Origin of the sequence: Microbacterium karelineae (assembly GCF_009745985.1) — a bacterium.
Taxonomy (GTDB): Bacteria; Actinomycetota; Actinomycetes; order Actinomycetales; family Microbacteriaceae; genus Microbacterium; species Microbacterium karelineae.
Genome location: NZ_WFIX01000184.1, coordinates 105,857 through 128,715, shown reverse-complemented (window position 1 = coordinate 128,715; position 22,859 = coordinate 105,857). Strand labels below are relative to the sequence as shown.

The 22,859-nt window shown below is 70.7% G+C and carries 17 protein-coding genes; 11 read left to right on the top strand and 6 right to left on the bottom strand.

All coding sequences use genetic code 11. The features are described 5' to 3' along the window. Positions 1 to 26 precede the first annotated feature (26 nt). Positions 27 to 1,961 carry a BglG family transcription antiterminator gene (locus GB932_RS11925; RefSeq protein ID WP_156760921.1) on the bottom strand — a complete coding sequence of 645 codons (1,935 nt, stop codon included), beginning with the start codon at positions 1,959 to 1,961 and terminating at the stop codon, positions 27 to 29. A 172-nt stretch (positions 1,962 to 2,133) separates the two neighbouring features. On the opposite strand from GB932_RS11925, the gene GB932_RS11920 reads away from it, so the two are divergent. The 6 genes from GB932_RS11920 to GB932_RS11895 all read left to right on the top strand — a co-directional run bounded on the left by GB932_RS11920 (position 2,134) and on the right by GB932_RS11895 (position 8,584). Beyond that, positions 2,134 to 2,463: a PTS sugar transporter subunit IIB gene (locus tag GB932_RS11920; protein ID WP_156760920.1), complete on the top strand. Its 330-nt coding sequence runs from the start codon at positions 2,134 to 2,136 to the stop codon at positions 2,461 to 2,463. An 11-nt stretch (positions 2,464 to 2,474) separates the two neighbouring features. Beyond that, positions 2,475 to 2,744, top strand: coding sequence for an HPr family phosphocarrier protein (locus GB932_RS11915; protein WP_156760919.1), 270 nt, complete (start codon positions 2,475 to 2,477; stop codon positions 2,742 to 2,744). 5 nt (positions 2,745 to 2,749) lie between these two features. Then, entirely contained in the window at positions 2,750 to 4,396 is a 1,647-nt protein-coding gene (gene ptsP / locus GB932_RS11910) for a phosphoenolpyruvate--protein phosphotransferase (protein WP_156760918.1), read from the top strand. Positions 4,397 to 4,431: 35 nt separating this feature from the next. Then, positions 4,432 to 6,420, top strand: coding sequence for a PTS mannitol transporter subunit IICBA (locus GB932_RS11905; RefSeq protein ID WP_156760917.1), 1,989 nt, complete (start codon positions 4,432 to 4,434; stop codon positions 6,418 to 6,420). 109 nt (positions 6,421 to 6,529) lie between these two features. Further along, complete coding sequence (locus GB932_RS11900) at positions 6,530 to 7,678, top strand: mannitol-1-phosphate 5-dehydrogenase (RefSeq protein WP_156760916.1); 1,149 nt, start codon at positions 6,530 to 6,532, stop codon at positions 7,676 to 7,678. A 153-nt stretch (positions 7,679 to 7,831) separates the two neighbouring features. After that, on the top strand, positions 7,832 to 8,584 hold the full coding sequence (locus GB932_RS11895; RefSeq protein WP_156760915.1) for a hypothetical protein: 753 nt from the start codon (positions 7,832 to 7,834) through the stop codon (positions 8,582 to 8,584). A gap of 21 nt (positions 8,585 to 8,605) precedes the next feature. On the opposite strand, the gene GB932_RS11890 is transcribed toward GB932_RS11895, so the two are convergent. Further along, the gene (locus GB932_RS11890; RefSeq protein WP_156760914.1) at positions 8,606 to 10,405 is read right to left on the bottom strand and encodes a DEAD/DEAH box helicase; all 1,800 of its coding nucleotides are present in this window, start codon (positions 10,403 to 10,405) and stop codon (positions 8,606 to 8,608) included. Between the two features lie 102 nt (positions 10,406 to 10,507). Between GB932_RS11890 and GB932_RS11885 the strand changes: the two genes are divergently transcribed. After that, entirely contained in the window at positions 10,508 to 11,146 is a 639-nt protein-coding gene (locus tag GB932_RS11885) for a TetR/AcrR family transcriptional regulator (RefSeq protein ID WP_156760913.1), read from the top strand. A 226-nt stretch (positions 11,147 to 11,372) separates the two neighbouring features. Further along, positions 11,373 to 12,104: an IclR family transcriptional regulator gene (locus GB932_RS11880; protein ID WP_156760912.1), complete on the top strand. Its 732-nt coding sequence runs from the start codon at positions 11,373 to 11,375 to the stop codon at positions 12,102 to 12,104. Positions 12,105 to 12,160: 56 nt separating this feature from the next. On the opposite strand, the gene GB932_RS11875 is transcribed toward GB932_RS11880, so the two are convergent. From GB932_RS11875 to GB932_RS11865, 3 genes are all read right to left on the bottom strand, one after another. Next, positions 12,161 to 13,684 carry a GMC family oxidoreductase gene (locus GB932_RS11875; protein ID WP_156760911.1) on the bottom strand — a complete coding sequence of 508 codons (1,524 nt, stop codon included), beginning with the start codon at positions 13,682 to 13,684 and terminating at the stop codon, positions 12,161 to 12,163. 17 nt (positions 13,685 to 13,701) lie between these two features. Next, positions 13,702 to 15,111 carry an aldehyde dehydrogenase family protein gene (locus tag GB932_RS11870; protein ID WP_156760910.1) on the bottom strand — a complete coding sequence of 470 codons (1,410 nt, stop codon included), beginning with the start codon at positions 15,109 to 15,111 and terminating at the stop codon, positions 13,702 to 13,704. A 219-nt stretch (positions 15,112 to 15,330) separates the two neighbouring features. Further along, positions 15,331 to 17,208, bottom strand: a complete 1,878-nt coding sequence (locus GB932_RS11865) for an FAD-binding monooxygenase (protein WP_156760909.1) — start codon at positions 17,206 to 17,208, stop codon at positions 15,331 to 15,333. A gap of 288 nt (positions 17,209 to 17,496) precedes the next feature. On the opposite strand from GB932_RS11865, the gene GB932_RS11860 reads away from it, so the two are divergent. Next, entirely contained in the window at positions 17,497 to 19,143 is a 1,647-nt protein-coding gene (locus GB932_RS11860) for a thiamine pyrophosphate-binding protein (protein WP_156760908.1), read from the top strand. A 78-nt stretch (positions 19,144 to 19,221) separates the two neighbouring features. On the opposite strand, the gene GB932_RS11855 is transcribed toward GB932_RS11860, so the two are convergent. Continuing rightward, positions 19,222 to 20,595 (bottom strand): MFS transporter, encoded by a 1,374-nt coding sequence (locus tag GB932_RS11855; protein WP_156760907.1) that lies wholly within the window; start codon positions 20,593 to 20,595, stop codon positions 19,222 to 19,224. An 80-nt stretch (positions 20,596 to 20,675) separates the two neighbouring features. On the opposite strand from GB932_RS11855, the gene GB932_RS11850 reads away from it, so the two are divergent. Next, positions 20,676 to 22,172, top strand: coding sequence for a fumarylacetoacetate hydrolase family protein (locus tag GB932_RS11850; RefSeq protein ID WP_156760906.1), 1,497 nt, complete (start codon positions 20,676 to 20,678; stop codon positions 22,170 to 22,172). After that, positions 22,169 to 22,828: a GntR family transcriptional regulator gene (locus GB932_RS11845; protein WP_156760905.1), complete on the top strand. Its 660-nt coding sequence runs from the start codon at positions 22,169 to 22,171 to the stop codon at positions 22,826 to 22,828. The genes GB932_RS11850 and GB932_RS11845 overlap by 4 nt, the downstream gene beginning before the upstream one ends. The last annotated feature ends 31 nt before the right edge of the window (positions 22,829 to 22,859 follow it).

Sequence of the window (22,859 nt, the reverse complement as noted above, 5' to 3'; positions counted from 1 at the left end):
GCCGAAACCGAGCGGTACGGAGTAGGTCAGCCCTCGTCGATGAGGGCCGCGAGCTCCGTCAGGAACGCCGGCAGCGTCTCGCCCCGACGCGTGAGGCGCCGCGCGTTCTCCGGATCCGCGAACACGTCGACGAACTGCTCGAAGATCGTCTGGAACGCGGCGCGATCCGACTCACTGAAGGCGACGAGCGCCACGACGTGCACCCGGTCGGATCCCCACTCGATCGCGTGCTCGTTCACCGCCACGGCGATCGCCGTGCGCGATGCCGACATCGTCATCGCGTGGGGCACCGCAAGCGACTCCGTGAACGCCGTCGACGACAGCCGCTCGCGCTCGATCGCGCTCGCGACATAGGCCTCGTCGATCGCGCCGTCCGCCACGAGCGCGGCGCCCAGGCGGCGGATCACGTCCTCCGGTGACGCCGCGTCGACGTCGCGCACGAAGCCCGCCGGCACGAACCACCGCTCCATCTCGGCGCGCAGCCCGCCCAGGCGACGCTGACGGCGCACGCGATTCGCCGCGTCGGCGATGCGGGCGACATCGCGATCGCCGAGGAACGGCGGGATCCGCACCACCCGCTCCGACCCACCCGGCACGTGGGCGGGAGGCTCGATCGTCGTCAGCACGAGATCCGTGCCGATCGCGCCCCAGTCGGGGTCGTAGCCCTCGTGGATCCCCGTCACGTCGAGCTCGTGGCCCAGCGCGCGGACGAGGCTCGCGCGCAGCTGGCGCCGCATCGTGTCGTATCCGGGGCTCACGAGGGTCGCCGTCAGCCGCGACGACGCCTGACGATCGAGGTCGAGCGCCGTGCCGAGGTGCATCGCGATGTCGGTGATCTCGTCGTCGGGGATCGGCACGCCGAGCGCCTCCGACAGGTCGCCCGCGATCGCGACCGCCATCTCGAAGACCATGGGCGACGCCGCCTTCAGCGACCGCGTCATCGGGTTGCGCGACCAGAGCTGCTCCGCCGCGCGCCGCACGAGGTTCTCGACGTGCAGCGCGAGGCGATCGACGAACGGATCCTGGGCGACCTCGAGCCCGTAGGTGTCGGCCGCGCGGGCGACCGCCGCGCGCACGGCGTCGACGATCTCGGGCGCGACCTCCCGCCCGGCCCCCTCGCCCGCGGAGCCGGGATCCACGATCGACAGCAGCACGAGCGAGGCGAGGTGGCGCCGGTCGCCCTCCCCCATCTCGGCGCCGAAGTGGCGCGCGGCGAGCTCGCCGACGATGTCCGCGACGGCGTCCCGATCGGCGTCCGTCCGCTCGTCGGCCGCGCCCAGCGCGTGCCCACGGGAGACGCGGTCCGCGGCGATCGCGACGTGCAGCACGACGTCGGCGGCCGAGAGCTCGTTCACGACGTGCCCGAGGCCCGCCAGCCGCTCCACGAGGTCGGCCTTGAACGCGCCGAACGCCTCGGCCGGGATGTTCATCGCGTCGGCGGCGCGACCCAGGGCGTCGATGTCGAAGGACCCCTCGTCGACGTCATCATGGACGACGCGGCTCACGAGGCGTCGCCGCGCGAGCTCGGATCCGGTGAGGCGCACGACCGCCCCCTGCCGCTCGAGCGCCAGCTCGGATCCGCGCAGCAGGCCGCGCACGCGCCGCAGATCGCCCTCGAGGGTGCCCGCGCTGACATACAGCCGATCGGCCGTGGCGTACACGTCGACGCCGCTGGATTCGTCGAGGAGCAGGCGCAGCAGCGCGTGCAGGCGCTCGCGCGGCGTGCCGCGATCATGCTCGAGGGCCGAGAGGCGCAGGCCACGCGCGGCCGGCGTCGCGCGATAGCCCTGCGGGCCCGACTCGACGGCGTCGCCGCCCGAGGAACGCCGATTGATGCCCGTCACATACGAGCGCACGCTGCGCGGCGTCACGCCCAGGTGATCGGCGAGGTATCCGGCAGTGACCCAGTCGCCGCGGCGAAGCAGGACGCTGAGCACCCGCGCCTGCCGTCTCGCCGTCATGGGATCCAGTCAACCATCACGGGCGCCGCGCCACCCGAGAGACCACGCGGCGGCGGCGACGAATCTCCGCCCCCGCGGCGGTGACGAATTTCCGCCCCCGCGGAAAGAACCCCCCATTGTCCCCGCCCCGCGCGAGGAACAGGATGGGTGGGAAGAAGGAGAAGTGAGATCGATGAAGATCATTGTGATCTGCGGCGCCGGCGCCTCGAGCACGTTCGTCGCCCTGCGCCTGCAGCGCGCAGCCGATGCCGCCGGCATCGATCTCGACGCCTCCGCCTGCCCGCTCGCGTCGCTCGCGCAGGAGGTGGGATCCGCCGACGCGATCCTCCTCGGCGCACACATGGGCGGGGCCGAAGTCGACGTGCGCGCGCTCGCCGACGCGCATCGCGTGCGCGTCACGACCCTGCCCGCCGACATCGCCGGCGACCGCGACGGCTCACGCACGCTCGCGCTCGTCCGCGACGACAGCCTCGGATCCGCGCCCGCGGCATCCGCCCGTTGAAAGGAAACACCATGGCCACTCGCACCGTCACCATCGCCTCCTCGCACGGCCTGCACGCGCGCCCCGCGAAGCTGTTCTCGGAGGCCGCGAAGAACTCCGGCCTGGCCGTGACGATCGCCAAGGGCGACGGCGCCCCGGTCAACGCGGCGAGCATCCTCGGCGTCATCTCGCTCGGCGCGAACACGGGCGACGAGGTCACCCTGACCGTCGAGGGCGACGGCGCCGACGGCGTGCTCGACCAGCTGACAACGATGCTCGAGACCGACACGGACGCGGAGTGACCCCGATGCCTGCGATCCACGGGACGGGCGTCGGCCAGGGCGTCGCACAGGGGTCCGTCGCCCGCATGGCCGACGGCCTCGCGGCGCCGGACGACGCGCCCTCGACGCGCACGCCCGACGAGGAGAAGGCCGCCGTCGCCGAGGCCGTCCAGGCCGTCGCGGCCGAGCTGAATGCGCGCGGCGAGCGGGCAGGCGGATCCGCGCGCGACGTCCTCGAGGCGCAGGCGATGATGGCCGAGGACCCGACCCTCGAGGAGACGGTCCACGCGAAGATCGACGCGGGCGCCACCGGCGAATACGCCGTTCACCGGGCGTTCGCTGAGTTCGCGGAGCAGCTGCAGGCGCTCGGCGGGTACCTCGGCGAGCGCGCCGCCGACCTCGCGGACGTCGCGCAGCGCGTCATCGCGCACCTGCGCGGCGTGCCCGCACCGGGAGTGCCCGAGCCCGGGCATCCGTTCGTGCTCGTCGCGACCGATCTCGCGCCCGCCGACACGGCGCTGCTCGACCTCGACCAGGTGCTGGCCGTCGTCACGACGGAGGGCGGCCCCACCTCGCACACGGCGATCCTCGCCCGCGAGAAGGGCATCGTCGCCGTCGTCGGCACGGGATCCGCCGAGCTCGCCGACGGCCAGACGGTCATCGTCGACGCCGCGCAGGATCTCGTGATCGCCGATCCGACCGACGAGCAGCTCCGGGAGGCCGCCGAGCGCGCCGCCGCACGGAAGGCCGCTGCGGCCGCCCCCATCACGCCGGGCGCGCTCGCCGACGGCACGCCCGTCCCGCTGCTCGCGAACCTCGGATCCGCCGATGGCGCCGCCGAGGCCGTCGCGCTCGGGGCGGAGGGCGTCGGGCTGTTCCGCACCGAGTTCCTGTTCCTCTCGAGCGACGAGGCCCCGTCGGTCGAGGCCCAGCAGGAGAGCTATCGGCGGATGCTCGCCGCGTTCGCCGGCAAGAAGGTCGTCGTGCGCGTGCTCGACGCGGGCGCCGACAAGCCCCTCCCCTTCCTGACCGACGCGGCGGAGGAGAATCCGGCGCTCGGGCGCCGCGGGATCCGCGCCCTCGCGCACCGCGAGAGCATCCTGCGCGACCAGCTCACGGCGCTCGCCCGCGCCGAGGCGGAGACCGACGCCGATGTGTGGGTCATGGCGCCCATGATCGCGACCGTCGACGAAACCGAGTACTTCACGGCGCTCGCGAAGGAGCTCGGCCTGAAGACGGCCGGCGTCATGGTCGAGGTCCCGTCGAGCGCGCTGCTCGCGGAGGAGATCCTGAAGACCGCCGACTTCGCGTCGATCGGCACGAACGACCTCGTCCAGTACACGATGGCCGCCGACCGGCTGCTCGGATCCGTCGCCCACCTGCAGAGCCCCTGGCACCCCGCCGCCCTGCGCCTCATCAAGATGGTCGGCGACGGCGGCGCCGCGAACGGCAAGCCCGTCGGGGTGTGCGGCGAGGCCGCCGCGGATCCGCTCCTCGCGGTCGTGCTCGTCGGCCTCGGCGTGCAGACCCTCTCGATGTCGCCCTCCGCGCTCGCCGATGTGCGCGCGGAGCTGAAGAACCACACCCTCGACGACGCGAAGCGCATCGCCCAGGCGGCGCTCCGCGCGGCGAACGCCGACGGCGCGAAGTCTGCCGCCCGCGACGCCGCCTGACCCGCCTCTCCCTCACCCAGAAAGCAGACACAGCCATGTCAACGCAGACATCAGATACGAAGGCACCCGGCGGGTTCCGGGTGGTCGTGCAGAAGGTCGGATCGTTCATGTCGGGCATGGTGATGCCCAACATCCCCGCGCTCGTCGCGTGGGGCCTGTTCACGGCGTTCTTCATCGAGGTCGGCTGGACCCCGGTCCCGGCGCTCGACACGATCGTCGGCCCGATGATCCACTACCTCCTGCCGCTGCTGATCGCCTACACGGGCGGGCACATGATCCACGACAAGCGCGGTGGCGTTGTCGGTGTCGTGGCCACGATGGGTGCGATCGCGGGAAGCGACTGGCTCATCGCCCTCCGCGTCGAGGGCGTCGAAGAGGGTCTCGGCCAGATCCACATGTTCCTCGGCGCCATGATCATGGGCCCGCTCGCGGCGTGGGCGATCAAGAAGCTCGACGCGCTGTGGGAAGGGAAGGTCCGCGCGGGCTTCGAGATGCTCGTGTCGATGTTCTCGGCGGGGATCTTCGGATTCCTCGCCGCGATCTTCGCCTTCTACGTGCTCGCGCCCGTCGTGAACTGGATCACCGGCGTGCTGTCGGGCGGTGTCGGGTTCCTCGTCGAGAACGGGCTCCTGCCGCTCACGAGCATCCTCATCGAGCCGGCGAAGGTGTTCTTCCTCAACAACGCCATCAACCACGGCGTGCTCACGCCGCTCGGCATCGGCGAGCTCGACGAACAGGGCAAGTCGGTGCTGTTCCTGCTCGAGGCGAACCCCGGGGTGGGCCTCGGGCTGCTGCTCGCGTTCACGTTCTTCGGCGTCGGCGCCGCGCGGGGCTCCGCGCCGGGCGCCGCGATCATCCACTTCTTCGGCGGCATCCACGAGGTGTACTTCCCGTACGTGCTCATGAAGCCGCTGCTGCTCATCGCGGTCATCGCCGGCGGGATGTCGGGCGTCGCCGTGAACGTCCTCTTCGACACGGGACTGCGCGCCCCCGCGGCGCCGGGATCCATCATCGCGGTCATGATCCAGACCGCCGGCGGCGATTACCTCGGCGTGATCCTCGCGGTGATGGTCTCGGCCGCTGTCACCTTCGTGATCGCCGCGATCATCCTCCGCGCGAGCCGGAAGCGCGACCTCGCGAACGCCGACGACAGCTTCTCGTCCGCCGTCGCCCGCACGCAGGCGAACAAGGGCAAGGAGTCGTCGGTTCTCGCCGGTCTCGCGGGCGCGCAGACGGTTGCGACGAAGGCCATCGAGCGCGTCGTCTTCGCGTGCGATGCGGGCATGGGATCCTCCGCCATGGGCGCCGGCGTCCTGCGCAAGAAGTTCAAGGACGCGGGGATCGACGGCGTGAACGTGACGAACAAGTCGATCGCGAACCTCGACGGCACCGCCGACCTCGTCGTGACGCAGGCGCAGCTCACCGATCGCGCCAGGCACAACGAGCCCGACGCGATCCATGTCTCCGTGGGCCAGTTCATGAACGCCCCGGAGTACGACGAGGTCGTCGAGATGGTCCGCGCGCAGCGCGCGGGCGACGCGCCGGCCGCGGCCGAGGCGGAGCCGACCGCCGCGGCGCCCTCCTCAGACGGCGACGTCCTGAAGCCCGAGTATGTGCGGATCCACGCCGGATCCGTCACGCGCGACGAGGCCCTCGCCGAGGCCGCGGGGATCCTCGTGGCGGCTGGCGCCGTCACGGGCGACTACCTCGAGGCGATGAAGGCCCGTGAGGAGACGGTGTCGACGTTCATGGGCAACGGCCTCGCGATCCCCCACGGCACGGACGCGGCGAAGGACGCCGTGCTCGGATCAGCCCTCTCCGTCGTCCGCTACGACGGAGGCGTCGACTGGGGCGACGGCGACACGGCCACCTTCGTCGTCGGCATCGCCGGCAAGGGCGGCGCGCACCTCGAGATCCTCCAGTCAGTGGCCGTGCAGTTCGGCGACGATGCGGCGGTCGCGAAGCTGTCGGCCGCCGGAACCCCCGCCGAGCTGTACGCGCTGCTGAGGGAGGGCCTCGCATGATGCCCGTACACAACGACGCCGATTCTGGGCCCGCAGCCCCGATGCACCGGCGTGTCGCACAAGTCCGCACAGAATTGGCGTCGTCGTGCAGTTCCGAGGAGGGGTTGACATGACGAAGACCGCCGTGCACTTCGGGGCCGGGAACATCGGGCGCGGCTTCGTCGGCATGCTGCTCGCGGAGGGCGGCTACGAGATCGTCTTCTCCGACGTCGCCGCTCACCTCGTCGCGGCGATCGACGCCGCCGACAGCTACACGGTGCACGAGGTCGGCCAGGGCGGGCGCGACGTCGTCGTGACCGGATTCTCGGCGCTCGACAGCGCCGCGGATCCGGACGCGGTGGCGGAGGCCGTCGCGGCCGCCGACCTCGTCACCTGCGCCGTCGGCCCGACCGTGCTGAGGTTCATCGCGCCGCACGTGCTCGCCGGGCTCCGCCGGCGCGATCCGTCCGCGCCGCGCCTGCAGGTCATGGCGTGCGAGAACGCCATCGGGGCGACGGATCAGCTGCGCGCGCACATCGCGGAGCTCGCAGGATCCGAGTGGCCCGACCTCGAGGCCCGCGCCGTGTTCGCGAACACGGCCGTCGACCGCATCGTGCCCGGCCAGCCCGAGGGCGCCGGCATCGACGTCACGGTCGAGCCGTTCTTCGAGTGGGCGATCGAGCGGGGCCCGTTCGGCGGCGAGCTGCCGGACATCCCCGGCGCGCACTTCGTCGACGACCTCGCGCCGTACATCGAGCGCAAGCTCTTCACGGTCAACACGGGGCACGCCGCGACGGCGTACCACGGCGCCCGCGCGGGCATCGAGCGGATCTCCGACGCCCTCGCCGATCCCGCGGTCGCCCGTGCGGTCGAGGCGGCGCTCGCCGAGACGAGCGCCGTCATCGCCGCGAAGCACGGCTTCTCGGATGCCGAGCTCGCCGAGTACCGCGCGACGATCCTCGGCCGCTTCCGCAACCCGGCGCTCCCCGACACGGTGCACCGCGTCGGGCGGCAGCCCCTGCGCAAGCTGTCGCGCCACGAGCGGTTCATCGGCCCCGCGGCCGACGCCGCAGAGCGCGGGCTCCCCACGGATGGGCTGCTCGCTGCGGTCGATGCGGCGCTCGCGTTCGATTCGGCCGAGGACGAGCAGGCTGCCCAGATGCACGAGAAGCTGCGCACGCAGGGCGCCGACGCCTTCACCGCCGAGGTGACGGGGCTCGATCCGTCGCACCCGCTGTTCGCGCCCGTGCACGACATCGTCGCACGCCACACGGCGTAGCGGCCCACACGTTCGGAATCCGCACTTCCGAACCCCGCCCCGCTCCCCGCGCCGTGCGCGAGGGGCGGGGCATTCCCCTGCTCAGGGCTCGGGATGACCCGATAGTTTCCGCGTTCCGTCGCTTTCGCCGCGCCGGCGCGGGAGAATCGTCCTATGAGCTACCCGCAGCCTCCCGCCGGAACGCCCGGACAGCCCGATCACGCGCCGACCGCTCCCCTCCCACCGCAGAACGCGCCGACACCGCCTCCCGCAGAGCCGGCCGCGCGGCCCGGGAAGACGATGGCGATCCTCGCGCTCGTCTTCGCCATCGCGGGGGCCGTCATCGTCTGCCTCGGCTTCGCCGCGTTCATCCCCGAGGTCGGGCGGATCCTCGGATACGTCTCGTTCGCCGGCTGGCCGTTCCTCATCGCGGGACTCGTGCTGTCGATCGTCGCCCTCGTGCGGCGCGCCCAGGCCACGGGGCTGAGCGTCTCGGCGCTCATCGTCTCGATCGTGGGCGGCGTGTTCGGCATCGTCGCGGGCGTCATCGTCGCCGTCGCCGGCGTGCTGAGCGTCACGATGACGGTGATCGACGAGTTCGGCGACCTCGTCCCGGAGCAGGACTCCGGCTACTCGATGCCCGAGGGCTCGGGCGACTTCGACGTGCTCGCGGACTGCGCGGCCGTCATCGCCGCCGACCCGGGTCGCGCGGGCGGGCAGGGCTCGATCCCCGAGCTGCTCGACGGCCTCGCGGCCGAGGTGACGACCGACGAGGTGCGCGAGCCGCTCGAGGACCTGAGCGCGGCCTACGACGCGATGGCCGAGGCCGATGGTCCGGACGAGACATCCGATGCCGAGGCCGAGCTCGATCGAGCGGCCGCCGAGCTCGGCACCGTGTGCGGCATCGACCTCGACGAACTGGGGTAGCGCGGGGCCCGCGCCGCCCCGTCAGTGACGGGGCTTGCGCGGGGGCCGGCGGTCGTCGCGCCCGCCGCGATCCCGATCGCCGCGTCCGCCGCGGTCGTCGCGCCCGCGCGCTCCGCGCGGGCCCCCCGTCGCGCGGAACGGGCGGGGATCCGGCTTCAGCTCGATGAGCCGGCCGCCGATGCGGGTCGTCTCCAGCCGGTCCAGGACGTCGCGGGGCAGGCTCGACGGCAGCTCCACGATCGAGAAGTCAGGGCGGATGTCGATGCGGCCGAAGTCGTCGCGCCGCAGCCCGCCCTCGTTGGCCAGTGCACCGACGATCTGGCGGGGCTCGACGCGCTGGCGCCGGCCGACCTCGATGCGATAGGGCGAGAGATCCCCGCGCGACGCACGCGGCGCGCGGTCCTCGCGCTGATCGCGGTCCTCGCGCCGATCGCGGGCGGGGCGCTCTCGCCTCTCGGGATCCGGCGGCAGCAGCAGCGGTGTCTCCCCCTGAGCGACGACCGCGAGCGCGGCGGCGACATCGCTCTCCACGACGTCGTGGTGCTCCACGTAGTGCGCGATGATGTCGCGGAACTTCACGATCCGGTCCTGCTCGGCGAGCGCCGCGGTGATCGCGTCGTCGAAGCGGCTCAGGCGCGTGACGTTGACGTCCTCCGCGGTGGGAAGCCGCATCTCGGTGAGCGGCTGGCGCGTCGCCCTCTCGATCGCCGTCAGCAGTCGCCGCTCGCGCGGGGTCACGAAGCTGATGGCGTCGCCCGTGCGGCCGGCGCGGCCCGTGCGGCCGATGCGGTGGACGTACGACTCGGTGTCGACGGGGATGTCGTAGTTGACGACGTGCGTGATCCGCTCGACGTCGAGCCCGCGCGCGGCGACGTCGGTCGCGACGAGGATGTCGAGCTTCCCCTTCTTGAGGTGGTCGACGGTGCGCTCACGCTGCGCCTGCGCGACGTCGCCGCTGATCGCGGCGGCGGTGTAGCCGCGTGCGCGCAGCTTCTCGGCGAGCGTCTCGGTCTCGCTCTTCGTGCGCACGAACACGATCATCCCGTCGAAGTTCTCGACCTCGAGGATCCGCGTGAGCGCGTCGACCTTCTGCGGGTAGGACACCATGAGGTACCGCTGGGTGATGTTCGCCGAGGTCGTCGTGCGGCTCGCAACCGTGATCTCCTCGGGGTCGTTGAGGTGCTGCTGCGAGATGCGGCGGATCTGGGCCGGCATCGTGGCGGAGAACAGCGCGGTCTGCTTGTCGTCCGGCGTGTCGGAGAGGATCGTCTCGACGTCCTCCGCGAAGCCCATCTTCAGCATCTCGTCGGCCTCGTCGAGCACGAGGAACCGCAGCTCCGACAGATCGAGCGTGCCCTTGTCGAGGTGGTCCATCACACGCCCCGGCGTGCCGACGACGATGTCGACGCCGCGGCGAAGCGCCGACAGCTGCGTGCCGTAGCCCTGCCCGCCGTACACCGGGAGGACGCGCACGCCCTTCATCCGCGCGGAGTACTTCTCGAACGCCTCGCACACCTGCAGCGCGAGCTCGCGCGTGGGCGCGAGGACGAGCGCCTGCGGCGTCTTCCGCCCCGGCTCGAGCCGGTCGAGGATCGGCAGCGCGAACGCCGCCGTCTTGCCCGTGCCCGTCTGGGCGACGCCGAGCACGTCGCGCCCCGCGAGCAGCAGTGGGATCGTCTGGTTCTGGATCGCGGACGGCGTCTCGTAGCCGACGTCCTTCAGTGTGCGGAGAACGGCCTCACCGAATCCCAGATCGGAGAACGAGGGGGCGTGATCGCCCTCCGTCCCGGTGGGTGTCTCGGGGGATTCGGTTGCAGTCATACGACAACGCTATTCTGCCGAGGCTGTGTTCGCCGTGTCATCCGCGAGATCCGTGGTCCGCGGCGCCGTGCGCGGGCGCCTCCTCACGGGCAGAATGGCCCCATGCCGAAGATCGTAGACAGGGACGCCCGCCGCCTCGAGATCGTCGACACCTATCTCCGACTCGTCAGCAGCGTCGGTGTCGGTGCGGTCACGACACGAGCGCTCGCCCAGGAGCTCGGCGTCGCGACGGGGTCGCTCTGGCACTACTTCCGCGGCTTCGACGAAGTCCTGCAGCGAGCCTTCGAGCGCATCTTCGAAGCGACGAACATGCGCATCGCAGAGGCCGTCGACGGGCGCACGGGGATCGACGCGCTCTGCGCCATGATCGAGCAGGTGCATCCCCTCGACAAGACCACGAACGACGAGGCGGGGGTCGTCGTGAGCTTCTGGGGACGCATCCCCTTCCGGCACAGCATGTCCGCCGTCCAGGCCGAGGTTGAGCGCCAGTGGCACGATCAGTACCGTCGCCACCTCTCCCGCGCGGTCGACCTCGGAGAGCTCACCGGCGACACGCCCGTCGACAGGATCGCCGATGCGCTGCTCGCGCTCGTCACAGGCGTGCAGGTCGAGCACGTGATGGGGACGAAGATCGCGAGGCCCGATCGGCAGTGGCAGATCATCGAGACGGTGATCGGTTCCTGGCTCACGCAGGTCGGTCGCGCCGCCGCGCGGCTCGACGAACGCACGTCGGCCGTGTGAGACGCTCTCAGACGAGCGCGGATCCCGTACGGAGGAGCATCACCCCGAACATCACGGCCATCGCGATGAGCTCCGTCCGCGATCGGGAGGCAGGCGAGCGCCATGAGGATCTCCAGAGGCATCGCCGTGGCTCCTCACGAGCCTCGCCTCGACGGCGGCGCCCGAGATGTCGGCCGACAACGACAACCTGCCCGAGGCGGACGAACTCGCGTGCGAGGATCGAGGCATGGCCTCGCAGACCCCTCCCGGCGGATCCCAGACCCTCAGCAGGGGGATTCGCATCCTCGAGGCGCTCGCAGGATCCGATCGCGCCCTGTCGATCGATGAGCTCGCAGGCGCGCTCGACGTGCATCGCTCGGTCGCATACCGACTCCTGCGCACACTCGAGCACCACGGTCTCGTCGCGCGGGACGACGCGGGGCGCGCGCGCCTCGCGGCCGGCGTCGCAACGCTCGCCTACGCCGTCTCCCGCGATCTGCAGCAGGCCGCCTACCCGCAGCTCGTCGAACTAGCCGACGAGCTCAGGATGACCTGCCTCATCGCGGTGCTCATCGACGGCGATGAAGCGGTCACGCTCATGAGCGCCTCGCCACGGAGCGAGGTGGCCGTCTCCTACCGCCCCGGCCACCGCCACCCGATCACACGCGGCGGGCCGGGCAAGGCGATCCTCATGGGCCTGCCGAGCGCGTCGTGGCCTGCAGATGTTGCCTCCGAGGTCGCCGTCGAGATCGACGAGAGCCGCGCGCGCGGGTATGCGCTGAGCGAGAGCGAGGTGGTCTCGTCGCTTCACGCGGTGTCTGTTCCGCTCGATCTGCCAGGCCAGCCACCGGCGTCTCTCTCCGCGATCCATATCAGCCTCCCTCGCCCTGCGCCCGAGATCGCGGCGGCCCTGGACCGTTCCGCGACGCGGATCTCCGAATCCTTCGGCGCCCGCCGGCCGCCGCGCGAGGGTTTCTGAGCCCGGCGAGCATCGGCACGGGTGCCCCGTGCCGATGCTCGTTCGAGAAGAAGCGGTCAGCCCTCGAGATCCGCCAGCAGGAACTCAGCGCCCTTCTCTCCGATGAGGATCGCCGGCGCGTTCGTGTTCCCCGTCGTGATCGTCGGCATGACGGATGCGTCGATCACGCGAAGCCCTTCGACTCCCCGCACACGCAGGCGCGGATCGACGACCGCCTCACCGTCGAGCCCCATGCGGCAGGTGCCGACCTGGTGGTGATAGGTCGCGACGTTCTCACGGATATAGGCTTCGAGCTCTTCGTCGGTCTGCACCTCCGGACCGGGATACACCTCCTCCGCTCCCCATCCCTCGGCGAGAGCCGGCTGCGACATGATGGTGCGGCACTGCCGCATGCTGAAGAGGAAGGGCGCCAGATCGGCTGGATCCTTCAGGGCGCCGAGGTCGATCCGCGCGGCGTCGTCGAGCCCGGGTCCGGACAGCGTCACCTCGCCGCGGCTCTTCGGAGCGAGGATGGCCGCGTACAGGGTGAAGCCGGTGCCGTCGACGGGCGCCATCCCCTCCGAGTACATCGGAACGGCGAAGAAGATCGGCTGCGTGTCGGGCACGGCGATGCTCTCGTCGCTGCGCGCAAACAGGTGCGTCTGCGTGACGGAGACGCCTTCCCGGGGCGCATCGATCTCGCGTGCGCGGGTGACCCCGATCACCGGTGCGAGCAGGTGATCGTGCAGGTTCTTGCCGACGCCGGGTGCGTCGTGCACCACGTCGATCCCGATCGCGGCGAGCTCCTCGGCCGGCCCGATCCCCGAGCGCAGCAGAACCTGCGGCGAATCGAGCGCGCCACCCGAGAGGACGATCTCGTCCGCGCGCAGCTCGCGCATCGTCCCCTCGATCCGGTAGCGCACGCCGACTGCACGCCCCTCGTCGATGATCACGGAGTGCACGTGCGCACCCGTCAGGATCTCCAGGCGATCCCGCACGGGTTTGAGATACGCCTTCCACGTGTTGATGCGTTCGCCGTCGACGATGTTCACCTGCTCCTGCGAGACACCGTCGAGCCGCTCTCCGTTGTAATCCGGATTGCGCGGCACGCCCGCTTCGATGGCCGCCTCGACGATCGACTGATGGATCGGGTCGAGCTCGTAGTCGCCGTCGACCGGGATCAGACCTCCCACACCGCGCAGCTCGCTCTCCCCGCCCGAGAAGTCCTCGATGGCGCGGTAGACGGGAAGCACGTTCTCCCATGCCCACTCCGGCCCACAGCTTTCGGCCCAGCCGTCGTAGTCGCTCGGCGCGCAGCGCACCCAGATCGTTGCGTTCAGCGCGTGCGATCCGCCGAGAACCCGGCCGCGCGGAAGGTGGAGGGGACGGTTCGCCGTGTGCCCGCTCGGCTCCGTGTGGTAGTCCCAGTCGTCCGCGCTGTGCCAGAGCTCGCCCAGGCGCGACAGATCGTGGATGGCCGGGTTGACGTCCTCGCCGCCCGCTTCGAGCAGGGTGACGTCGTGTCCCGCGTCGACGAGGCGACGGGCGACGACCGATCCCGCGGAACCGGCGCCGACGACGATCACGGATCTCTTCGCCATGATGTTCTCCCGCGCCCTCAGCCGTTGATGACGCGCGGTTCGGAGACGGATTTCAGCCCGGCGACGCTGAACTCCAACCCGTAGCCCGACTGCTTGACGCCGCCGAAGGGAACCTTCGGATGCAGCGTGCCGTGCTGGTTGATCCACACGGTTCCCGCGCGGAGGCGCTTCGCGATCTCGCGGGCCTTCTCACGGTCGCCCGACCACACGGATCCGCCCAGTCCGACATCGAGGCGATTCGCGCTCGCGACCGCCTCATCGATGTCGCTGTATCGGATGATCGGCAGTGCCGGTCCGAACTGCTCCTCGTCGACGATGCGGTATCCGTCCGCCACCTCGGCGACGATCGTCGTCTGGAAGAAGTTCGCACCCAGTTCGGGGGCCGCCTCGCCGCCGACGACGATGCGCGCGCCGCGCGCCTTGGCGTCTTCGACGAGTTCCTGCACGATCTCGAACTGCGCGGCGTTCTGCACCGGTCCGAGCACATTGCCCTCGTCGAGGCCATTGCCCATGGGAACCTGCCGCGCAACGGCGGCGACCGCGTCGACGACATCGTCGTAGACGTCCTCATGCACGTACAGTCGCTTCAGCGCGGCGCACGTCTGCCCCGTGTTGATGAAGGCCCCCCAGAACAGATCCTCGGCGATCGCCTGCGGGTCGACATCGGGCAGCACGATGCCGGCGTCGTTTCCGCCGAGCTCGAGCGTGAGCCTCGCGAGGTTGCCGCCCGCCGACTCGGCGATCCGCCGGCCGGTCTCGGTGGATCCGGTGAACATCACCTTCGCGACGTCCGGGTGCGCGGCGAGGTGGCCGCCGCCGGCGCCGTTCGTCACGACCGGGATGAGCACATCGGCGGGGAGAGCCTGGTTCATCACGTCGATGAGCGCCAGCACACTCAGCGGGGTCGACGAGCTGGGCTTCGCGACGACCGTGTTGCCCATCCGCAGCGAGGGCGCGGACTGCCACATCCCGATCATCATGGGCCAGTTCCACGGACCGATCGCGGCGACGACGCCGAGCGCCTGGTAGCTCATCTCGGCGTAGGTCTCACCGTCGTCGACCAGCACCTCGGTCTCGAGCTCGGTTGTCGCCGCATCGCGCAGCCATGTGCTGCAGGCTCCGACCTCGAAGCGTGCGTTCGGGCCGTTCAGGGGCTTGCCCTGCTCGCGGGACAGGATCGTCGCGAGCTCCTCGGCGTGCGCGTCGATCGCGTCGGCGGCCGCGAGGAGCGCCGCGCGGCGTCCCTCATGCCCGAGCGCGTCCCACGCGGGCTGCGCCGCCTGGGCGCGCGCGACCGCGGCATCGACGTCATCCGCGGTCTGCTTCGGCACGTAGCCGATCGTCTCGCCCGTTGCGGCATCGGGGATCGCCCGTCCCGTCTCGGGGTCCGCCTGGATGCGGTCGAGCAGTGCGGTGGTCTCGGACATCTTCGTCTCCTTCGGAAGCGGTCGCGCCGCGACGGCGCACGACAGGGGCCGACAGGCCCATCGAGCCCAGTCTCCGCTTTCCGATGCGACGCGAGTAGGCCGTCGCCGCACGCGTCTTTCCTCCACGCGCACGGCTTCCCCATCCGCGACAGAGCCACCTCTCGCGCGAGCACACGATCCGGTGCTCCCCAGCGAGAAGGGGGCTCTTCCTGGGGCGGGTCAGCCCCCCATGATGCCGTCGAAGAAGTCCGCGAGCTCGGTCGTCGCCGTCAGCGGCAGCACCTGCGAGACATACTGGTCGGGCCGCACGACGACGATCGCCCCCTCGCGCGAGACGCCGCGTCCCTCGAAGATGTCCTCGCCGGGCAGCGTCGCGTACACGCGCTCGTAGTCCCGAACCCGGAAGGGACCGACACGCGGCCAGAACGCATCCGGAACCGCGGGAATCTCGACGTCGGTGTGGGGCTGCTGGTAGATCACCTTCACGTCGAACCAGGCGTCGATGTCGGCGCCCTCGGGGCGGTGCCGGACGAGAGGCGAGGCCGGGTCGTCGACGAGCCACGCGGCGAGGTCTGCCGTCGGCGACGGAGCCCCGGCGGGAGAGGCGTCCGCGAATACGTAGATGCGCCACCGGCCGTCGGCCGTCGCGTGGTGTCCGAGGTGGACAGGGTTCGCGTCGCACACCCGCGTGACCATATGCGACTTGAAGCGCTTGCCGACAGGGAATCCCGTGGCCAGGCCCTGATGCTCGGCAGCACCCGTGACGATCGACGGCTGATACCGGGTCATGAATCCCGCGGGGAACTCGGCCGTACGCACATAGAACTCCTCGAGCTCGGCCGGATTCTCGAACTCCTCGGGCTTCTTCGCCATGAGGCTCGACCACTCGCGGTCGAACTCGATCAGATCGACGGCGATCTGCTGACGCTCACCCGAGTAGGTGTCGAGAAGCTCGTCGCCCGCGCGTCCGTCGAGCACATGGGCGAGCTTCCAGGCGAGGTTCCAGCCGTCCTGCATCGATACGTTCATCCCCTGCCCGGCCTTCGCCGAGTGGGTGTGGCACGCATCGCCGAGGATGAACACACGCGGGCAGCGCGATCCGACCTCGTCGACGTCGTCGAACTTGTCGGTCACGCGATGCCCGACCTCGTAGACGCTGCGCCACGCGACCTCGCGCACCTCGACCGTGTACGGATGCAGGATCTCGTTCGCGCGGCTCTCCACCTGATCCTGCGTGGTCTCGCGTACGTTGCCGTGGTCGCTCTCGCTCACCTCGCCGAGATCGACGTACATGCGGAAGAGATGGTTTCCCTCGCGCGGAATCAGCAGGATGGATCCGCCGTCGTGCGATTGGATGGCGCACTTCGTGCGGATGTCGGGGAAGTCCGTGTCTGCGAGGACGTCCATGACGCCCCAGGCATGGAAGGCCTGGGATCCGCGCAGCTCGCGACCGATCGAGCGGCGCACACGGCTGCGCGCACCATCGGCGCCGACGAGGTACTTCGTGCGCACGATGCGCTCGGCCCCCTCATCGGCGCCCGCGCTGCGGCGCAGCGTCACCTCGACAGGGTGCTCTCCGTCGACCGCCCGCTGGGAGACGAACTCCCACCCGTAATCGGGCGCCGTGCGCGTCGGCGCATTGTGCATCGACTCGAGGAAGTAGTCGAGCACGCGCGCCTGGTTGACGATCAGGTGCGGGAACTCGCTGATGCCATGCTCGTCGTCGACGGCGCGACCGCCCCGGACGATCCGGCGCGGATCCTCGGCGTCCGGTCGCCAGAAGGCCATCTCGGTGATGCGATACGCCTCCTGGGTGATCTGCGGAGCGAAGCCGAAGGCCTGGAACGTCTCGACGGAGCGGGCCTGGATGCCGTCGGCCTGTCCGACCGCGAGGCGCCCCGGGCGGCTGTCGATGATGCGCGTGTGGATGTGCGGGAACTCCGCGAGCTGCGCCGCCGCGATCACCCCGGCGGGCCCCGTGCCGACGATCAGCACATCCATCTCGTCGGGAAGCTCGGCAGGTCGGTTCAGGCCGATGCCCGCGGCGGGCTTCACACGCGGATCGCCGGATACGTACCCGTGGTGGTGGAACTGCATGCGCTTCGTGCTCCTCACATCTGTGTGGGGGCGTTCCGGATCTTCATCCATCCGCGACGCCGTCGTCGTCCCAAGTAGTTCGATAATCGAACTCTCAGTTCTTTAATAGATACCCGGATCATACGGGGTCATCGTCTCGCGCACAACGAGAGGCGAGTTACACTCGATGCGTCCGACCCCCGACGACGAGGGTCGGTGCCCGAAAAAGGGGCACGAAGCGCGCACGGCAGTCGCGAGACACATACGGACTCCCCACATTCCGTTTCTGTCTCCCGAAAGGCCATCTCCATGCCGAACGTCGCACAGCACGTCGCCCATGCCCTCGCCCACCACGTCGACCACGTCTTCGGCGTCATGGGCAACGGCAATGCGTACCTCCTCGATGCCCTCCTGAACTCGACCGACGCCACATACACGGCGGTGCGCCACGAGCAGGGCGCCGTCGTCGCGGCCGACGCGCACTTCCGCGTCTCGCGCCGCATCGCCGCCGCGACGACGACCTACGGCGCCGGCTTCACGAATACGCTCACCGCGCTCGCCGAGTCGGCCATGGCGCGGATCCCGCTCGTCCTCGTCGTCGGCGACGAACCCACGTCGGGGGCGCGCCCGTGGGACGTCGACCAGATCGCGCTCGCGGCCGGGGTCGGCGTACGCACCTACACCGTCGGCCGCCTCGACGCCGTCGCGACCGTGACACTGGCGATCGAGCAGGCGCTCGCGAAGCGACTCCCCGTCGTGCTCGCGCTCCCCTACGATGTGCCGACCCGCGAGGCGGGCCCCCTCCCCGACGTCCTCCCCGAGCTGTCCCCGACGCCGAGCATCGCGCCCGGACCCGATGCGCCGATCGCGCAGGTCGCGGCGCTTCTCGATGCCGCAGAACGCCCCATCCTCATCGGCGGGCGCGGCGCGTGGCTCGCGGATGCGTCCGACGCGCTGGGCGCGCTCGCGGAGCGCACGGGCGCCGTGACGTCATCGTCCACGCTCGGACGCGGCGTCTTCCCCGACGAGCGCTACGACCTCGGCGTGACGGGCGGCTTCGGCGCGCCGGGAGCGATGGACCTCATCCACGCGGCCGATGTCGCCGTCGTGGTCGGGGCATCCCTCAACCAGTTCACGATGCGCTTCGGCGAGCTCTTCTCCCCCACGACGCACGTCGCGCAGATCGACACGGCACCGTCGGCGACGCACCCACGGGTCGGCACCTATCTGCGCGGCGACGCCCGCCTCGTCACGGAGCGGCTCGTCGCCGAGCTCGGCGCGGGATCCGGATCCGGATGGCGCGAGAGCATCGACGCGACTGCCCTCCGGATCCAAGAGGTCGGCGAGGAATTCGCGGACGACGGGCGACTGGATCCGCGCGCCGCCGCCGCCCGACTCGCCGATCTGCTTCCGGGGGATCGCGTCGTCGTGAGCGACGGCGGCCACTTCATCGGCTGGGCGAACATGTTCTGGCCCGTCGCCTCGCCGGGCCGGATGGTCATGGTCGGCACGGCGTACCAGTCGATCGGATTCGGCTTCCCGAGCGTGGCGGGCGCCGTCGCAGCGGATCCCGAGGCGACGATCGTGCTCACGACGGGCGACGGTGGCGGACTCATGGCGCTCGCCGACCTCGAGACCGCCGTGCGCACCGCGGGCGGGCGCGGCATCTGCGTCGTGTGGAACGACGGGGCGTACGGCGCAGAGGTGAACCTCTACGGCGCGCTCGGGCTGAACGAGCACCCCATGCTCATCCCCGGCGTCGACTTCGCCGCGCTCGGCGCGGCAGCGGGCGCCGAGGGCGTCATCGTGCGGACGCTTGCCGACCTGGACCGCGTCGCCGAGTGGGCCGCGCGGCCGGCGACCGAGCGCCCATTCCTCATGCTCGACCTGCGGATCTCGGGCCGCGTCATCGCGCCCTACCAGCAGGAGATCATCCGCGTGAACACCCGCAGCTGATCCCTTCCCTTCATTTCTGGCACATCTCTGCACTCACACCCTGCGGAGATGTGCCAGAAATGAAGAATCGTCGCCGGGTCAGGAGGCGGGCTTCTCCCAGGCGTAGATGCCCCGGCGCTGCTCCTCCTCCGCGCCCGGGCGCAGGTTGATCCCGTTGCGGCTGCGCAGCAGGATCGTCGCGACGAGCCCGAGGAGCGCCATGCCGAGCAGGTAGTACCCGATGTTCACCGCGTCGCCCGTGGACTCGAAGATCCACGCGGCGATCGTCGGCGAGAAGGCGCCGCCGACGATCGATCCGAGGGCATACGAGATCGAGACGCCCGAGAACCGCACCGACGAGGGGAACAGCTCGGCGTACCAGGCCGACTGCGGGCCATAGGTGAGCCCGAGCCCGACCGTGAGCAGGAGCAGCGCCGTCGTCAGCGACGCGACGGTTCCGACGTTGACGAGCGGGAAGGCCGAGATCGCCGCGGCGCCCAGCAGGACGTACCCGATGATGTAGGTCGTCCGGCGACCGATGATGTCGCTGATCCAGCCGCCCAGAGCCGTGAACACGAGCCAGCTGACGGCGGACCAGGTGACGGCGGCGAGAACGGGTCCGCGCTCGAGACCGAGCTCGACCGTGCCGTAGTTCTGGATGTAACCGCCCGTGGTCATGTAGCCGATCGCGTTGTTTCCGGCGAATACGAAGGCCGCGAGGACGACGAGGGGCGTGAAGCGCGCGAAGAGCTTCACAACGGGCGCCTTCGTCTTCTCCTTGCGCGCGGCGATCTCGGCGAACACGGGGCTCTCCTCGACGCCGCGGCGGATCCAGTAGCCGAGTGCGATGAGCACGATGCTGAACAGGAAGGGGACGCGCCACCCCCACTCGAGGAACGCGTCACCGGGGAACACGGCGTTCATGATCTGCATCATGCCGCTCGCGAGCAGCAGACCGATCGGCACGCCGATCTGCGGCATCGCCCCGAAGATCCCGCGGCGCTTCGCCGGCGCATGCTCGACCGCCATGAGCACGGCACCGCCCCACTCGCCGCCCGCGGAGATGCCCTGGATGACGCGCAGGATGATGAGGAGAATCGGCGCGAGGACCCCCGCCGACGCGTAGGTCGGCAGGACGCCGACCAGCGCGGTCGCGCAGCCCATGAGGATCAGGGTCATCACGAGCACCGGCTTGCGCCCGATCCTGTCGCCGAAGTGGCCGGCGAGGAACGCACCGAGAGGACGGAAGAGGAAGCTGATTCCGACGGTCGCGAACGACAGGATCGTCGCAACCCCCTCGCCCGCCGGCTGGAAGAACAGCTCGCCGAAGACGAGTCCGGCCGCCATCGCGTAGATGAAGTAGTCGTACCACTCGATCGTCGTCCCGGCGACGGTCGCGAAGGCGACGCGGCGCCGATCGCGCGTGCCCGAGATCGTTCCGGTGGGCGTGAGATGGGGTGAGGTTGAGGACATCGAATACTCCCTTGTAGTGGATGCGTGGACGATAGTATACGATTTCAGATACAACACCAGCGGCGGAAGGCACAGGCGCCATGACGAACACCCGATCCGACGATCCGCGGTTCGCCGCGCTCCCCCTCCCGCCCGGCAAGATCATCGCGGTGCACCTGAGCTACGTGTCGCGGTCCGACCAGCGCGGCCGACGCCCCGCGCACCCGTCGTACTTCCTCAAGCCGACGAGCTCGATCGCCGCCAGCAGATCCGACGTCGCCCGTCCCGCGGGATGCGAGCTGCTCGCCTTCGAGGGCGAGATCGCGCTCGTGGTCGACACCGCCGGATCCCGCATCTCGCCCGAGCGCGCCTGGGACCACGTCGGCTGGGTCACCGCGGCGAACGACTTCGGACTGTACGACCTGCGTGCGAATGACAAGGGATCCAATCTGCGCAACAAGGGGCGTGACGGCTACACACCTCTCGGGCCCGGGCTCATCGACGCGCGGGGCGTCGCGCCCGACGCCCTCCGCGTGCGCACGTGGCGGAACGGCGAGCTCGTGCAGGACGACACGACTGCCGACGCGCACATGCTGTTCCCGTTCCGCCAGCTCATCGCCGACGTCTCGCAGCACGTCACGCTCGAGCCGGGAGACATCATCGTCACGGGGACGCCCGCGGGCTCGTCCGTCGCCGTGCCGGGGGACGTCGTCGAGGTCGAGGTCGACGCGCCCTCCGCCGACGGCGCCCCCACCACGGGCCGGCTCATCTCGCGCGTCGTCGAGGGCCCCGGTGACTTCGATCCCGACCTCGGCTCGCTCCCCGCAGTCGACGACCACCAGCGGGAGGAGGCGTGGGGATCCCGCGAGGCGGCGGGTCTGGCGCCGTTCGGCGCACCCGCGATGGATCCCGCGCTCCGCGCCAAGTTCGAGCGGTGCCCCGTCGCGGGGCTGTCGCAGCAGCTGCGGAAGCGCGGCATCCGGTCCTGCTTCATCGACGGAGTGCAGCCGCTCGAGAAAGGCGCGAAACTCGTCGGCGTCGCCAAGACGCTCCGGTTCGTCCCGCTGCGCGAGGACCTCTTCTCCGCACACGGCGGCGGCTACAACGCACAGAAGCGCTGCTTCGACTCCGTGAAGGAGGGCGAGGTCATCGTGATCGAGGCCCGCGGCGAACGCCGATCCGGCACGCTCGGCGACATCCTCGCCCTGCGCGCGCAGACGCGCGGCGCCGCCGGCATCGTCACCGACGGCGGCGTGCGCGACTCCGACCTCGTCGCGGGCTTCGACATCCCGGTCTTCGCCGCCGGCGGTCACCCCGCCGTCCTCGGCCGCGTCCACGTGCCGTGGGAGTCGGATGTGACGATCGCCTGCGGCGGCGCCGCCGTGCAGCCGGGCGACATCATCGTCGGCGACGACGACGGCGTCATCGTCGTCCCGCCGGGCCTCGCGGAAGAGGCGGTCGACGCCGCCCTCGCGCAGGAGGACGAAGACGACTGGATCGGCGCGCAGGTGCGGCGCGGCGCGGCCGTCGACGGCCTGTTCCCGATGAACGCCGAGTGGCGCGCCCGCTACGAGGCGGAGAGCGGGGGACCCGCATGAGCGACACCACGACGATGAGCAAGTCCGAGCGCGCCTATACGTGGGTCGGCGCGCGCATCACGTCGCGCGAATTCGGCCCCGGGTACCGCCTCGTGCTCGGCGAGATCGCGCGCGAGCTCGACATGAGCGTCGTGCCCGTGCGCGAGGCGATTCGACGCCTCGAGGCCGAGGGGCTCGTCACGTTCGAGCGCAACGTCGGCGCGCGCGTCGCTCTCGCCGATCCCGACGAGTACGTGCACGCGATGCAGACGCTCGGCGTGCTCGAGGGCGCCGCGATGGCGCTCGCCGCCGACCACATCACGCCCGACGACCTCGACCGCGCCGAGCATCTCAACGCGCGCATGCGCGAGATGCTCGCGCACTTCGATCCGCACCAGTTCACCGTGCTGAACGAGCAGTTCCACACGATTCTCTTCGAGGAGTGCCCCAACCCGCACCTGCGCGACCTGGTCGAGCGCGGGTGGGCCCGCCTCAACAATGTGCGCGACTCGACCTTCGCGTTCGTGCCGGCCCGCGCGACGGAGTCGGTAGACGAGCACGACGAGATCCTGCGCCTCGTGCGCGAGGGGGCCGCTCCCTCGGAGATCGAGGACGCCGCCCGCCAGCACCGGTGGCGCACCATGAACGCTTATCTCGACAACCGCGCGTCGCGCTGACGCGCCCCAACCTTCCGGATGACGAGGAGAC

What these genes read in the sequence shown, in the direction of transcription:
- GB932_RS11845 (WP_156760905.1), top strand. Translation starts at nt 22,169, where the DNA reads ATGAGCGACACCACGACGATGAGCAAGTCCGAGCGCGCCTATACGTGG.
- GB932_RS11900 (WP_156760916.1), top strand. Translation starts at nt 6,530, where the DNA reads ATGACGAAGACCGCCGTGCACTTCGGGGCCGGGAACATCGGGCGCGGC.
- GB932_RS11880 (WP_156760912.1), top strand. Translation starts at nt 11,373, where the DNA reads ATGGCCTCGCAGACCCCTCCCGGCGGATCCCAGACCCTCAGCAGGGGG.
- GB932_RS11885 (WP_156760913.1), top strand. Translation starts at nt 10,508, where the DNA reads ATGCCGAAGATCGTAGACAGGGACGCCCGCCGCCTCGAGATCGTCGAC.
- GB932_RS11865 (WP_156760909.1), bottom strand. Translation starts at nt 17,208, where the DNA reads ATGCAGTTCCACCACCACGGGTACGTATCCGGCGATCCGCGTGTGAAG.
- ptsP (WP_156760918.1), top strand. Translation starts at nt 2,750, where the DNA reads ATGCCTGCGATCCACGGGACGGGCGTCGGCCAGGGCGTCGCACAGGGG.
- GB932_RS11905 (WP_156760917.1), top strand. Translation starts at nt 4,432, where the DNA reads ATGTCAACGCAGACATCAGATACGAAGGCACCCGGCGGGTTCCGGGTG.
- GB932_RS11890 (WP_156760914.1), bottom strand. Translation starts at nt 10,405, where the DNA reads ATGACTGCAACCGAATCCCCCGAGACACCCACCGGGACGGAGGGCGAT.
- GB932_RS11915 (WP_156760919.1), top strand. Translation starts at nt 2,475, where the DNA reads ATGGCCACTCGCACCGTCACCATCGCCTCCTCGCACGGCCTGCACGCG.
- GB932_RS11860 (WP_156760908.1), top strand. Translation starts at nt 17,497, where the DNA reads ATGCCGAACGTCGCACAGCACGTCGCCCATGCCCTCGCCCACCACGTC.
- GB932_RS11920 (WP_156760920.1), top strand. Translation starts at nt 2,134, where the DNA reads ATGAAGATCATTGTGATCTGCGGCGCCGGCGCCTCGAGCACGTTCGTC.
- GB932_RS11870 (WP_156760910.1), bottom strand. Translation starts at nt 15,111, where the DNA reads ATGTCCGAGACCACCGCACTGCTCGACCGCATCCAGGCGGACCCCGAG.
- GB932_RS11895 (WP_156760915.1), top strand. Translation starts at nt 7,832, where the DNA reads ATGAGCTACCCGCAGCCTCCCGCCGGAACGCCCGGACAGCCCGATCAC.
- GB932_RS11855 (WP_156760907.1), bottom strand. Translation starts at nt 20,595, where the DNA reads ATGTCCTCAACCTCACCCCATCTCACGCCCACCGGAACGATCTCGGGC.
- GB932_RS11925 (WP_156760921.1), bottom strand. Translation starts at nt 1,961, where the DNA reads ATGACGGCGAGACGGCAGGCGCGGGTGCTCAGCGTCCTGCTTCGCCGC.
- GB932_RS11875 (WP_156760911.1), bottom strand. Translation starts at nt 13,684, where the DNA reads ATGGCGAAGAGATCCGTGATCGTCGTCGGCGCCGGTTCCGCGGGATCG.
- GB932_RS11850 (WP_156760906.1), top strand. Translation starts at nt 20,676, where the DNA reads ATGACGAACACCCGATCCGACGATCCGCGGTTCGCCGCGCTCCCCCTC.